Source organism: Streptomyces sp. NPDC044044, assembly GCF_056434405.1.
On sequence record NZ_JBWKFG010000018.1, the window covers coordinates 52,520 to 65,746 of the forward strand.

At 70.0% G+C, this 13,227-nt stretch carries 13 protein-coding genes and 1 pseudogene; 12 read left to right on the forward strand and 2 right to left on the reverse strand.

What is annotated here, in order from left to right:
* The first annotated feature begins 20 nt into the window (after positions 1–20).
* The 12 genes from AC07AG_RS42110 (at position 21) to AC07AG_RS42165 (ending at position 11,172) form a co-directional block, all read left to right on the forward strand.
* Positions 21–509 (forward strand): ATP/GTP-binding protein, encoded by a 489-nt coding sequence (locus AC07AG_RS42110; RefSeq protein ID WP_478762437.1) that lies wholly within the window; start codon positions 21–23, stop codon positions 507–509.
* Between the two features lie 16 nt (positions 510–525).
* A complete protein-coding gene (locus AC07AG_RS42115) occupies positions 526–1,221 on the forward strand; it encodes an SAF domain-containing protein (protein WP_478762439.1) in 696 nt (231 codons plus the stop codon).
* A 6-nt stretch (positions 1,222–1,227) separates the two neighbouring features.
* On the forward strand, positions 1,228–2,151 hold the full coding sequence (locus AC07AG_RS42120; protein ID WP_478762440.1) for a hypothetical protein: 924 nt from the start codon (positions 1,228–1,230) through the stop codon (positions 2,149–2,151).
* A complete protein-coding gene (locus AC07AG_RS42125; protein ID WP_478762442.1) occupies positions 2,144–3,673 on the forward strand; it encodes a CpaF family protein in 1,530 nt (509 codons plus the stop codon). Before AC07AG_RS42120 ends, AC07AG_RS42125 begins: the two co-directional genes overlap by 8 nt.
* On the forward strand, positions 3,670–4,641 hold the full coding sequence (locus AC07AG_RS42130) for a type II secretion system F family protein (protein WP_478762444.1): 972 nt from the start codon (positions 3,670–3,672) through the stop codon (positions 4,639–4,641). The genes AC07AG_RS42125 and AC07AG_RS42130 overlap by 4 nt, the downstream gene beginning before the upstream one ends.
* A complete protein-coding gene (locus AC07AG_RS42135) occupies positions 4,638–5,546 on the forward strand; it encodes a hypothetical protein (RefSeq protein WP_478762446.1) in 909 nt (302 codons plus the stop codon). The genes AC07AG_RS42130 and AC07AG_RS42135 overlap by 4 nt, the downstream gene beginning before the upstream one ends.
* A 53-nt stretch (positions 5,547–5,599) precedes the next feature.
* Positions 5,600–5,821, forward strand: coding sequence for a hypothetical protein (locus tag AC07AG_RS42140; RefSeq protein WP_478762448.1), 222 nt, complete (start codon positions 5,600–5,602; stop codon positions 5,819–5,821).
* Positions 5,818–6,228, forward strand: a complete 411-nt coding sequence (locus tag AC07AG_RS42145; protein WP_478762450.1) for a TadE family protein — start codon at positions 5,818–5,820, stop codon at positions 6,226–6,228. The genes AC07AG_RS42140 and AC07AG_RS42145 overlap by 4 nt, the downstream gene beginning before the upstream one ends.
* A gap of 113 nt (positions 6,229–6,341) precedes the next feature.
* Positions 6,342–6,746 (forward strand): hypothetical protein, encoded by a 405-nt coding sequence (locus AC07AG_RS42150; protein WP_478762452.1) that lies wholly within the window; start codon positions 6,342–6,344, stop codon positions 6,744–6,746.
* Positions 6,743–7,186, forward strand: coding sequence for a pilus assembly protein TadG-related protein (locus tag AC07AG_RS42155; protein ID WP_478762454.1), 444 nt, complete (start codon positions 6,743–6,745; stop codon positions 7,184–7,186). The genes AC07AG_RS42150 and AC07AG_RS42155 overlap by 4 nt, the downstream gene beginning before the upstream one ends.
* Position 7,187: 1 nt before the next feature.
* On the forward strand, positions 7,188–10,658 hold the full coding sequence (locus tag AC07AG_RS42160; protein WP_478762456.1) for a LysM peptidoglycan-binding domain-containing protein: 3,471 nt from the start codon (positions 7,188–7,190) through the stop codon (positions 10,656–10,658).
* 97 nt (positions 10,659–10,755) lie between these two features.
* Positions 10,756–11,172 carry a hypothetical protein gene (locus AC07AG_RS42165; RefSeq protein ID WP_478762458.1) on the forward strand — a complete coding sequence of 139 codons (417 nt, stop codon included), beginning with the start codon at positions 10,756–10,758 and terminating at the stop codon, positions 11,170–11,172.
* Positions 11,173–11,393: 221 nt separating this feature from the next.
* On the opposite strand, the gene AC07AG_RS42170 is transcribed toward AC07AG_RS42165, so the two are convergent.
* Both AC07AG_RS42170 and AC07AG_RS42175 read right to left on the reverse strand, forming a co-directional pair.
* Complete coding sequence (locus tag AC07AG_RS42170) at positions 11,394–11,846, reverse strand: DUF3846 domain-containing protein (RefSeq protein ID WP_478762460.1); 453 nt, start codon at positions 11,844–11,846, stop codon at positions 11,394–11,396.
* Between the two features lie 154 nt (positions 11,847–12,000).
* Positions 12,001–13,227: pseudogene (locus AC07AG_RS42175) on the reverse strand (hypothetical protein); the annotation flags it as partial.

A 13,227-nucleotide genomic window follows, 5' to 3' on the forward strand; every position in this document is an offset into this window, starting at 1 on the left:
GGGCGGCCCAAGCTCCGGCCGTGGACGTCGACCCGGAGCAACTGGCACGGGAGGCCGTGGACAAGATGCTGCTGACCGGCCCGAAGATCGCCAGTCCGCGCGCGGCGGGCAGGTACACGGTCGGTGTGCCGATGTGGATGTGGGTGGACCCCTCCCCCACCGCCTTCGGCCCCAACACAGCCTCGGCGACCCTGGCGGGGGTGACGGTGTCGGCGACGGCAAAGGTGTCCGCCATCCGCTGGTCCATGGGCGACGAGAAGACGGTCAACTGCCAGGGCGCGGGCACCAAGTACAAGGCCTCCTACGGCATGGCCGAGTCCCCCGACTGCGGCCACTTCTACCGCACCTCGTCCAAGGAGCAGGCGGGCGGCAAGTTCAACGGCACCGCAACCGCGACCTGGGCCGTGGACTGGCAGGTCACCGGGGGCGGCGGGGAGCAGGGAGCGTTCACCGAGGTGCGCGAGAGCGACTTTGAGGTGTCCGTGGGCGAGATGAGAGTCCTCGACTAGGCGGGATGGCAAGCACGTGTTGAAGAGCGGTGCGAAGAGCAGGGCTGTCACGGTGCCCGTCCCGCCGGCCGGGGACGTGATGCGCCCGGACCTGGACATCATGGATCCGGAGCCGCCGCGGCGTCGGCGCCGCTCCTCCATGGTGATCGGTGCGGTGATGGTGCTCGCCGGGGCGATCGGATTCGCCGGACTGCTGAACGCGTCGGGCGAGCGCTCCGATGTGCTGGCGCTGGCCCGGGATGTGCCCGCCGGGCAGAAGATCACGGCCGGGGATCTGCGGGTGGTCGCGTTGCCGGATGACCCCGGGCTCAAGCCGGTGTCGGCCGCGAAGAAGGACACGGTCGTAGGGCGGCGAGCCCCGGCCGCGCTGTCGGAGGGCTCGCTGCTTACCACCCGCCAGCTCACCGGCAAGGGCGGGCTTCGCCCTGGTGAGGCGCTGGTCGCCGTGGAGGTGAAGCGGGGCGCGGCTCCGGTCGACGCGCTGCGGCCCGGCGCCACGGTGAGCTTGGTGACCCGCCCTAAGGAGGGTGAGGTCGTCGGCAAGGAGCAGCCCGAGCTCACCGAGGTAGCCGGTCGCGTCGTCAAGGTCGGTGCGCCCTCCAGCAGCGGTGACGTCGTTGTCCAGGCCGCCGTGCCGGACGCGGACAGCGGCGTCGTTGCGTCGGATGCGAGTGCGGGCCGGGTGGCGATCGTGCTGAAGACTGGAGGCTGAGGCGCCATGTCCGTGATGGTGCTGGCCGGCGGCCACGGCTGCGGTGTCACTGTTTCCTGTCTGGCGCTGGCCCTTTCCAGCGCCCGCCCTTCGCTGCTGGTCGAGGCCGCGGCGAAGCAGGCTTCGATCCGCTCCGGCTACCGGCAGGGAGCCTGGGGCGGGGAGGTAGGTCTGTGGCATCTCGCCCAGGCCCACCTGCAAAACCAGCTGGCCGAGGCCTTCGAGGCGCACCTGCGTCCCCTGGACGCGGAAGGCAATCGGCTGCTGCTGCCGGGGCTGACCGACTCGACCCAGGCATCCGCTTTGGCAGGCACGTGGGAGCCGCTGTCGTTGCTGCTACAGGCGATGGACCAACACGCTGGTTACGACGTGGTGGTGGATGCCGGGCAGGCGGTCGTGGATGGTGGCGGGCTGCACCCGAGCCTGTTCCCCGCGGTGCTCGCCCACCGGGCCGATGTAGTGCTGCTGGTCGTGCGCAACTCCCTCACTTCCGTAGCGCAGACGCTGCCCGTGGCGCGTGTCCTGCAGGGCGAGTTGGAGCAGCGTGGCAGCGGCGCGGATGCGCTGCGGCTGCTGGTCATCCAGGAACTGCCCATGTCGGCGGGCGGGTTACGTACCGATGCGATCGCGCGGCGCTTCGCCGTGCCCGTGGTGGACATGTTGCCGTGGGATACGACAGCAGGCACGTTGTTCACGCATGGCTCACAGCGCCCCCCGAAGCTGATGAAGCTTGGTCTGATCAAGCAGGCCCGCAAGGCGATGCAGGCGATCGGGGTCGAGGTCAACACCCGGCGTCGTGCGCTGGACATGCCCACAGCCCCCGTGAGTTCGCCGGTGGTGGCCGGGGTGCTGCAACGGCTTTCCTCCACCCGACAGGCACCGCCGGCGCCTCCCCGTGACCCGCGCCTGGGAGCGAGCGCCCATGGCTGACCGGTATGGCGAACCGCCCGCGATGAACGGCACGAACCCGGCCCCAGCACGGTTGCAGGATGTACTGAGCCAGGCCCTGCGGCCCGCGACACCGGGCACGGCGCCGCACACCCTGCGCCCGGCAGTGGCCTTGACCTCTCCGTCGTCGGTGGAGGTCACCGAGCAGGGGGCGCTGCCGGCCTCGCCGCAGGACATTGCTGATCTGCGGGATGCGGTCAGTGACGACATCGTCGCGGCCGACGACCAGGATCCGCTGCCCAACGAGAGCGCGCGCCGCGAACGGGCGCGCTCTCTGGTGGCCGAGCGTGTCTCACGGTGGGCGGTCGACCAGGCCCGGCACAACAAGGCGCTGACGCCCGCGCAGGTCGAGACGCTCTCGCAGGCCGTCTATGACGCGCTGTTCCACGCCGGGCCGCTGCAAAAGTACCTGGATGACCCGGATGTGGAGAACGTCGTCGTGCTTGGGGATGACGTCCAGGTCGACTACTTCAACCGGCCCACCGCCAAAGTCCCACCGGTCGCGCAGAACGACGACGAACTCATCGCGCTGATTAACCGGCTGGCCTCCAACTCCGGGCATCGTGAGCGGCGGTTGTCGGCCTCCTCGCCGATGGTCAGCTTCCGGCTGCCGGACGGTTCACGCGCCGAGGCCACCACGCTGACCCCGGTGCCGTTCCTGGGCGTGCGCCGCCACCGGGTGCTCGCCTCCAGCCTGGAGCAACTGCAGGAGTGGGGAACCCTCTCCCCGGCTCTGTCCGCGTTCTTGCACTCCCTGGTCCTGGCTAAGAAGAACATCCTGTTCGCCGGCGACATGGGCACCGGCAAGACGTCCCTGCTGCGCGCCCTCGCCCAGAAAATCCCCGCGGCAGAGCGCGTGGTCACCCTCGAGTCCGACCGTGAACTCTTCCTCGATCAGCACCAGGGCGGAGCCCAGTTCCTGGCGATGGAGTCCCGCGAGTCCAACGGCGAGGTCGTCGACGGGCATCCGGTGGGGCAGATCAGCGTCGAGGACATGTTCCCGCACGCGCTGCGCATGCTCTCCACCCGCGTCATCGTCGGTGAGGTCCGCGACCGTGAGGCGATCGCCATGCTGCAGGCGATGAGCGCGGGCGGCGCCGGATCCCTGTGCACCCTGCACGCCGCCTACCCCACTCTGGTGCTGCCCCGCCTGGTCACGCTGTGCCGGGGCATGCACCGCGACGACGTCCACGAACTGGTGGGCACCTCCATCAACTTCGTCGTCTATCTGAAGCAGATCAACCAGACGAGGGTGGGCGGGCGGCGTCACCGCTTCATCTCTCATGTCCTGGAGGTCCAGCCCGGCGAGGGCGGCCACCCCTCCATCCAGGAGATCTTCGCCCCGAACGGGTCCGATCCGCGCGGGGTGCCGCAGCTCGCGCCGTCCTGCATCAACGAGTTGGAGGCTCTGGCCGGGTTCGACCGGCGCTGGCTGACCGTGCCCCAGTACGGAGCCTGGCCCACCCCGCTGGACCTGGTCGGCGGAACGGAGGGCGCCGCATGAGCAGTGATCAGTGGAGTCTGCTCGCCGCGCTGTGCGGCGCGCTGGTCGTGGGCGGGCTCATCGTGAGTGTGCGCGGCGCCACCCAGGTGGCGGTGGCAACGGACCGGCCGCCGTCGTGGTGGGTGGCGCGGTGGCAGGCGGCGCAGGCCTCGCTTCCCGACGCGTGGGCCCAGCGCTACCGGTTCATCGTCGTCGGCGCGGCCCTGGCCACGGTGGGGGCATGGCTGATCTGGGCCCGTCCTGTGCATGGACTGCTGGCAGGAGTGGCGGTGTTGGGGATTCCGTGGATTTGGAATCCGGCCGGGACCAGCAGTCGCCAGATCGTGCGGCTGGAGGCGCTGGCGGAGTGGATGCAACAGCTGGCCGGGGTGCACGAGTCAGGTGGAACGCTGGACAGCGCGATCACCGCCTCAGCCACCCGCGCACCTCACACGATCCGCCCGCAGGTGCGGCTGCTGGCCGCCCGCCTACGCGTCGGCGCGAACCCCTCGATGGCCTACCGGCAGTTCGCTGACGCGTTCGCCGACGGTGCAGTCGACAACGCGGTGATGCTTTTCCTCACCCACGCCCAGGACCACGGGCCCGGCTTGAGCCGAGCCCTGCACTCCATGGCCAGCCTCACCGAGCAGGAAGCCATCTCGCTGCGCAGCCTGGACGCCAAGCGCGCCCAGGTCCGCACCGGAACCCGCTGGGTATCCATCATCTCGCTGGCGATCGCCGTATACATCCTGACCAACCCCTCCTGGGGCGAGATCTACCGCACCGCCCAGGGGCAGCTGGTGATGCTGGTCCTCGGGGCGATGTTCGGCGGCGCGCTGATGGGGATGCGCAAGCTCGCCCAGTCGCGGCCCGCTCCACGCCTGCTGGCGCCACTACCCGCCGCAGGCGGGCTGAGTGACGGCACTCCCAGTGCCGTGGGCGGGACAGCGAAGCCTAAGAAGCAGAAGGTGAAGGGGGCTCTGCTGTGATCTCGCCCGGAGCACTCGCGTGCGGCGCGATCGTGGGCGGTGGACTGTTTCTGCTGGTGCGGGAACTGCTGCCCTCCCGCCCCGACATGGATGCGGTCCTGGACCGGCTGGAGAACACCACCCCGGGACACGGCCACACCTCCACGTCGGCGGGGGCACGACGTCGCCGGCAGGAGGAATCGGTGTGGGAGCGGGCCGGGGATCGCATCCTGGCCTCCCACGGGCACCGCCTGACCGTGCCGCGCGCCGACCTGGAACTGCTGAACCGTTCGGTGGCCCATCACGTCGGGACGAAGGTCCTGGGGTCTCTGCTGGCCATGGGGATGGTGCAAGTCGGCGGTCTGCTGCTGAGCTTGGCGGGCTTCGGCCTGTCGTGGGCGCCGCCCCTCCTGGCGTCGCTGGCCTTCGCTGCGTACATCTGGTTCGACGCTGATGCCAATGTGCGGCGCAAGGCGAAGGCGGCCCGCCTGGAGGTCCGCTACGCCATCGCCTCGTTCCTCGAGCGCGCCCAGCTGGAGCGGGGCGCAAATGTAGGGCCGGAAGCGGCGGTTCAGCGCACCGCCGAGGTCGGCGACCACTGGATCCTGACCCGGATCAGCGCCGCCCTCAAGCGCGCTGAACTGGCCGGGATCCCGCAGTGGGAAGCGCTCAAGCAGCTGGGCGAGCAGCTCGACATTCCCGAACTGGCGGCGCCCGCTGAGTCGTTCTCGCTGGCCGGGGCGGGCGCATCCATCCAAAAGACGCTGGCGACGCAGGCGCTGCTGTTGCGCCAGCGGCTGCTGACGGACCGGGAGGCGGAGGCGAACTCGGCCTCCGAGCGGCTGGTGGTGCCCGGCACGGTGCTGTTCACCGTCGTGCTGGTGATGTTCGCCTACCCGGCGTTCAGCGCCCTGACCAACATCTGACGATCAACCACCGTGACGCGGAGGTGCGTGGCGGAAACGAGGGGACACAGATCATGAGATTCAACGTGCTCGACCAGGCTGCGATCCGACTGCACACCGCGTGGCTGATGCGGGTGGAGAAGATGTCCGGAGCGCGCCGGGATGCAGGCATGGAGACCCTGGAAAAGCTGATCCTGGGGGCAGTGGTGCTGGGGGTGGCCGTCGCGTTCGGCACCGTCTTCAAATCCACCTCGACGACGCTGATTGACCGGTTCAAGGCCGCCGTCGGCGCATGAGACACCGGATTCGGCAGTGGTGGCACAGCCGTCTGGAAGACGGGCGCAGCCTTCACGATGGCGGCATCGCCACCCTGGAGTTCCTGGTCATCGCGCCCATCCTGCTGTTCATCTCATGCCTGGTCCTGCAGTTGGGGGTGTTCTTCCTGGCCAGTACCGCGGCCCACACAGCGGCTCGCAAGGGTGCGCAGACCGGCGCCGAGTTCCACTCCTCCCCCAGCCAGGGGGCCGAGCGCGCCCAGTCCTGGCTCGCTCAGGTCGGGGTGGTGCAGCAGTCCCAGGTCAGCACCGCGGGATCGACGGGCGAGCAGGTGCGGGTGACGGTAACTGGCCGGGTCATGAACTTCTTGCCGTGGGACCTGCGGGTGGAGCGCAGCGCCGAGGACACCGTGGAGAAAAACGGGTGAGCGTGAACCAACGGATGAGGCCCCTCACGTGGCCATTCAGCGTCGGATCGGCGCGCGCCCGCACGGCACCTGGCCATGTAGCCGAGGACCGGGGTTCCTACACGCTGGAGGCCGTGCTGTGCCTGACGGTGCTGGTGCCGATCCTGGGCATCATCGCCGCATTCGGGCTGGCCGGGCTGGGCGACAGCACCGCGGCGAACGCGGCCGCAGCCGCCGCCCGCGCGGCCAGCGAGTCGGATGACCCCGACACGGCACAAGCCCGCGGACGGCAGGCCGCGCTGAAGTCCCTCGGGCAGGCACAGCGCACCTGCGCGAGCTCGGACATCGTCGTCGACACCAGCGGCTTTCCCAGCCAGCCGGGCCAGGCGGGGACGGTCAGTGTGCGCGTGGACTGCACCATCCCGCTGACGGATCTGGCCGTTCCGGCACTGCCCGGCTCCAAGACACTCACCGCGACGCGCCACAGTGCCGTGGATCGGTATGTCGGTCGCACGGGCGAGAGGAAGGGCGGCCAGTGAGCCTTCGACAGCGCGTGCCCGGTGTCCGGTGGAAGGGTGAGCGAGGTTCGGTGACCCTGTACTTCCTGGGCTTCGCCATCGTCATGATCGGCTTGTTGGCGCTCCTCGTGGACGGCGGCCGTCTCCTGATGGCTTCGGCTGACGCGGAGGACATCGCCGCTGAGGCGGCCCGCAGTGCGGGCCAGGAGATCAACGGTGCCGACGCCATCACCGGTGAGGGCACCCGTGCCGACCCGCAGAAGGCGGTGGCCACCGCGGAGGGCTTCCTCGCCGATGCCGGTGTGCAGGGCACGGTGACGGTGGCCGAGGACGGGCAGAGCATCGACATCACCGTGCAGGACACCTACCACACGCTGCTGCTGGGCGGGTTCGGCTACTCCAGCCTGCAGGTCACCGCGCACGCCGACGTCACGCTCGAACGTACCGACCCCGGAGACTGAGATGCCCCGCTCCTCCCCCGGCCAACCGGTCCTCGCCGTGCGCTTGCTGCGCGCTGCGGGCAGCCTCTTCGCCCTCGCACTGCTCTTGGTGGGCGTGCCCTGGGTGCTGGTCAGCGCCGGCACCCTGCCCGGCGGTGCCCCCAGCGGTTCGGACATCACCGAGGCGCTGTTGTCCCCCGATGACGGTGGCGTGCTGTTCACCGTCCTGACCTTGGCCGCGTGGGCGCTGTGGGGCTGGTTCGCCCTGGGCGTGGTCACCGAGGTCCCGCGTTTGGTGCTGCGCCGCCGCCCGCCTCGGCGGCGACGTGTGCTGGGCGCCCCACAGCGGCTGGCTGGGTTCCTCCTGGGCGGGTTGCTGGTGTTGCCCGCCGGTACCGCGATGGCCTCACCAGCACCGGCGATCGCCGCTACCGCGCCCGTCCAGCCCACCGCACCCGCTGGCGACGCCGCCGCGGCCACCAGCTTCAACAACCGTGCTTCCTCCCCGGCCCCAGCCGCAGCAGCCGCAGTCGACGGGCCGGTGCATGTGGTGGGTGAGACCGGCGAGACGGTATGGGACCTGGCGGTGGAGTATCTGGGTTCCGGCACCCGCTCCCAGGAGATCAGGGACTTGAATCCCGCTCTGCCCCAGACCGCTCTGCTGCCCGCCGGGGTGTCTGTCCAGTTGCCGGACGATGCCCGCATTTCGCATCCGGCCTCACCGGTCGACGCATCCCCGGAGTCTGCGCCGCGGATGCAACTCGCCGGTGGGGAGCAGCCCATCAGCGCGGCCAAGGAGGTCGAGGACGGCAAGGGTGAGGGGCGCGAGCGGACGCACACCGTTGCGCCTGGGGAGTCGCTGTCGAGCATCGCCGAGGATGAGACCGGCGATGCCGCGCGGTGGCCGCAGCTCTTTGAGGCGACCAAGGGCAAGGATCAGCCGGGCGGTGCGCCCCGCCTGAGCGACCCCGACCTGATCTACCCCGGCCAGCAGGTCACCGTCCCGGCCGCCACCCCCAAAGGCCCGCACCAGGAACGCGATGAGAGGACCGATCCCGCCGAGGACTCGCCGGGCAACGAGCAGGACACCGGGCACGGCCAGGACCGCGAGAACGACCCGGGCGGCGACAAGGATCGGGGAAGCACACAGGATCGCCCCAACAAACCTGCCGAGTCGGCCAAGCCTGCGCCCTCACCTGCCCCGGACCGGTCACCCCAGCCGTCGAAGCCGTCCGACCGTGACCGCGATACGCCGTCAGCCACGCCCAGTTCACCCTCCAGTCCCGTGCCCTCCAGCCCGGCGCCGACACGTGATGAGGAGTCGTCGAGTGTGCTGAATACCCGCACGGCTGGGGTGTTGGTGTCGCTGGCGGCCGCGGTGACGCTGGCGCTGTCCATCCGACGCATCCTGCAACGCCGACGCGCCAAGCCGGGCGAGCGCATCGCCATGCCCGAGGAAACCTCCCCGGCCGAGGCACAGATGGCGCAGGCCGCCGAGCCCGCAGGTCCGCTTCGGCTGGACCGGGCCCTGCGCACCCTGGCCTACCAAGCCGCCCGCGCGGGCCAGTCGCTGCCCGCCCTGCGCGGCGGGCGCATCACCGAAACCAGCGTCCAGGCCCTGCCCGAGGACCTCCAGGCCGCCCCCGTGGCCCCGTTCACATCCGGGGAAGGCGGCTGGTGGACGTGCGAGAACACCACCGACCTCCTGGAGGAGCAGGACGCGGCCCACGTGGACGCCCCCTACCCGGGGCTGGTCACGATCGGCGCGGACGAGTCCGGTCACCTGGTGCTGCTGAATCTTCCGCATGCCGGCGTCGTCCTCCTGGGCGGCGCACAGGAAAAGACCCAAGAGGTCCTCACTTCCCTGGCCTTGGAGCTCGGCATGAGCCCGTGGGCCACCGATGTGGAGGTCGTGGTGATCGGCTTCGGTGAGGGGCTCCACCATCTCCTGCCATCCTCCAGGATCGCGTACATGCGCGAAAGCGCCCATGCGGCGCGCGACTTCGCCGAGCGGCTCCTGGAGGCCCACCAGGAGAACGAGGAGGCCCGCGCGCCCTACCTCATCCTGTGTGCGTCCGAGCTCACGGCGGACAGTGCCTGGCAGATGGCCGAAACGTTCGACAAGGCGTCCGGCGTGATGAAGGTGGCGCTGATCGCCCCGGCGTCGTCCGCGGAGCTGCTGTTCGAGCAGAGCGAGGTGATCGATGCGGCCAGCAGTGGGCCGCAGCGCATCGACATCCTGGGGGCGGACGTCACCCTGCAGCGACTGGAGCGCCAAGCTGTGGAGGAGATCAGCGCTGCGCTGGCCGTCTCCGGCCAGGACGCGCATCCTGCCGCCGAGGCCTGGCAGCATGTGCCCTGCGAATCCCAGACCGCGGCCGCGGCCCACGCTGCGGCCGCCACCCGGATCCCGGATGCGGCACCCGACCCCGTGAACAGCCCGGTGGCGACCTCCAGTGCGCCGGTGGGGCCGGCCGCTCTCACCGAAAGCGGACACAACGCTGGAGTGGGCGGCGAGGAACTGGGGGTCTTTCCCGCTCTGCTGGCGGCATCGCAGTCCCCGGCCGCCGTCAGCATGCCGCTCCCGCCGCCTGCACACGAGAAAGCCGGTGCTCCGTCCGTACCCAACCCGGATGATTCCTCAGCCCTGGACCCCCTCACCCGGCTGCCGGTCCCCGCGCAACCCGATACATCTGGACCTGTCCCCGATCACATCGCCCCGCGCACCCCTGTCGCGGACAGCGCCCCAGGCGTTCCCGTCATCCGGATCCTCGGCCCGGTTGCCATCTCCGGAGTCGCAGCCTCCCGCCACGGCACCCGCGAGGCCCAACTGGCCGCGCTGTTGCACCTGAAGCCCGGACGCAGCGCCGACACCCTGTGCGCAGACATGGACCCGGCAAGCCCCTGGTCGACCGACACCCTCAACGCACGTATGGGCGGACTGCGCCGCAGCCTCGGCCAAGACGACGACGGCAACTCCTATGTGCCCCGCCGCTCCGTGAAGTCCGACCCCTACACGCTCTCCGACAAGATCTGCTGCGACTGGCACCACTTCCAGCACACCGTCGAAGCCGCGCTCCCCCACGGCCCCGCCGGGCTCGCCCAGCTGGAGAAGGCCCTGGACCAGGTCCACGGACGGCCGTTCGGCGCGCAGCCGCTGCCCTGGAGCCAGCCGCTGCAGCAGGAAATCGCGATGCGCATCGTGAGCATTGCGCACACCGTCGCCACCTATCGCCTGGCCCCCGGCGCCCACCACGACCTCACCCTGGCCCGGCGGGCCACCGCCACCGGACTTGAGGTCGACGACACTGCTGAACTCCTCTACCGCGACTGGTTCCAGGTCGAGGCGGCCGCAGGCAACCGCAGCGGGCTCACCGCCGCGATCTCCCGGTTGGATCACGTCAACCGCTCACTGGGCCTGCCGATGGAGATCGAGACCGAGCAGCTCATGCACACCCTCCTCGACCAGACCAGCACAGCGCCTCACAGCTGACGCGACACATAGCGCATTGCGCACGGCATGGGCATCTCCGCGCGCTGCGACACCCGCTGCCCCTCGACCCTTACGCAACAAGCCGTACGCTTCTGGCGTGCGCTATCTGGCCGAACCATTCATCCTCGGTGCCCTCACACGAGGACGCTCCGTCGAGCAGTTCCTTGGGCCATGGGAAGCCTCCCGGAGGCCTGGAATCCACTGGGTCGAGATGCGGCTGGCGCAAGGGGCCTTCGCGATCTATCTGCATGCCGCGCTGGAGGGTGAACCCACCCGAGATCTGAACTCGCTGCCCGCGCTGTTCGACAGCGAGGAAGAGGACTTCGGTCTCCTGCTGGCAACGACGCCCGATCCGCTTGCCGCCTTGGCCATCGCCGAAACTCGGGCCGGAGCCACCCGCGAGCGCTGGGTCAATCAGTCCATGGCCGGAGACGACTACCGCGACTACGTGTTGGTCGGGCGCCCTGCCACGGCGCCCGACGGCCAGCCTTGGCCCGCGCAGCGGCTCTACTGACCACCAGGACCGTCCGATCAGCGCATCATCACCGAGCCCACAGCAAGGCTGACGGACTTCGCTGCCAGTACCGGCCCCCAGACGGGCTGCGCACCCACGTCAGCCGCGGATCGGTCATCGCCATTGACGCCGGGTAGCTGTGTGCATTCGCACGGCTGTGGACAGCTGCGCACTGCGCACAGCCGCCCCGGGCTTCTGCGGCCTGCCGACCCGCCGCGCGGTCAGGCGATCGTCAGGTCACGCCGTACGTAGGCGAGAACTTCCGCGAGGGCTGCCTCGGTGGAAACCGGTGATCGCTGCCGCCAGGACTGGATGGCTTCATGCACCGTCGCTGCGGCCGTGCGCACGTGCGCAGCGAACTCATCGGGCAGCGGGCCCCATGTGCCGTCGTCGCCACATGCGCCGGTGACGACGATCGGACCGTGCAGGATGTAGTCGAAGCCCAGGTTCATGCGCCGCCAGCTACAGGCCAGCGTCCAGGCGGTGATGTTCGGCGGGAGGCCCAGGCGGGCGCCCGTGCTGTGCAGATGGAGCACCGTCGCACGGTGGTAGTAGGCAGCCTCCGCGTCCCCGCCGACCTGATCGTTCAGGAGCTTGCGCTGCGCAGCCCGATCGCTGGGCAAGTCCACATCGGTCACGTCGCCGTCCGCGGCGATGCGCAAGGCGCTCGTCATCGGTCGATCCCCTCCCCTGGTCTGCCGGTGCGCAGCGCGCACACTCTGGCCGGGACTGCGCAGCGATGAGTGCTGCGCACGCCGCTGGCGGCCACTCTGGATCCGTGATCGGCGGGCGGAGCGTTGTTCAGCCACCCCTGGCGAGGCGCTGGCCCTAGCTGATGACCGATGACCAATCGACATCGGCCGGGGCGATCGCCCGGCGTCGACGACGGAAGTCCTCGACTCGTTCGGCCATCCACGAGTTGGTGAGTGGCTTGTTGTGGAGGCCGTTGATGCCGCGTCCGTCGACCTCTTCGAGGAGCTCCACCAGGTCGGGTTCCCTTCCCCTCGCCTCGCGCATCTCGGCCCATACGGCGTAGGCGCGGAACTCCAGTTGGTAGCGGCCGACCGCGTTGGCTTTCACCGGCTGGCCGTGCGCGTTGGTGATGCCCTGCTCGGCAAGGTGTGCGGCCAGCTCTTCCCGGTTGGGATCGCGCCCGTGGGTGTGCAGGAAGGACTCATACCCAAGGTAGTAGCGATCCACTGCGGTCGGCTGCACGGCCTCGTGCGAGGCAGGTTCGCGCGGGGAGAGATCATCGGCTGGGCGGGGCTCGCGCTGTTCGGCCGGTGAGCCGGCCGGAGCGGGCGGCTGTTCCGCACCCTCTTGTGCCGCGCGCTGGCTGGGTACTCCCGCGGTCTCGTCCAGGGTTTCGCCGGGGTCGGGAGCCGTATGCTCCTCCGGCTCCAGGTCAGCGGATTCCACGTCGAGGTCTTGCTGATGGCGCTGCCGCAGACCCGGCAGAAGGGGATCGATCGTCTGCCCGCTCAGCGGGCCGCCGCGACCGTCCACGACGCCGTACACGTCCATCAGGAAGAGACCGAACTGGCGGGCGGAAGGGTATTCGCCCAGTTCAGTGACAAAGGCACAGAACGCGGCGTAGTACTGCTCCTCATCGAGCGCCCCCATCGAGAGCTGGTCCTGCCCCGCACTGAACCAGGGGTTTGCGTCCCGGTGCCGGTTCCCTCCCTCGTGAGGGGCATCACCGGCGGCCTGTGCCGCTATGTCCGCGTCCGCGCCGAGCACGCCGTGCAGGGGCTCGCGCTGCGCTCGCTGGGATCGGGGGCCTGGAACGCTGTGTGGCCCTTCGGTAGCGAGCAGTTCGCCGGTGCCATCGGTCCCGGACAGGTCCCACGGGTCCTTGCTCAGGCCCAGCTGCGCGTGCGATTCCAGGTCGGGAGTCGTCTGCTCACGCTCCCCCATCTCAACATCAGTCTGCTCGTCTACCTGCGTCTGTGACCGCTGTGGAAGCAGTGCGGGCTCGATGCCCGCCGCGGCGAGACCCGCGGGCGCGGTCTCCGCGAGCGGTACGCCGAAGCGCGCCAGGCGCAGCGGCATCAG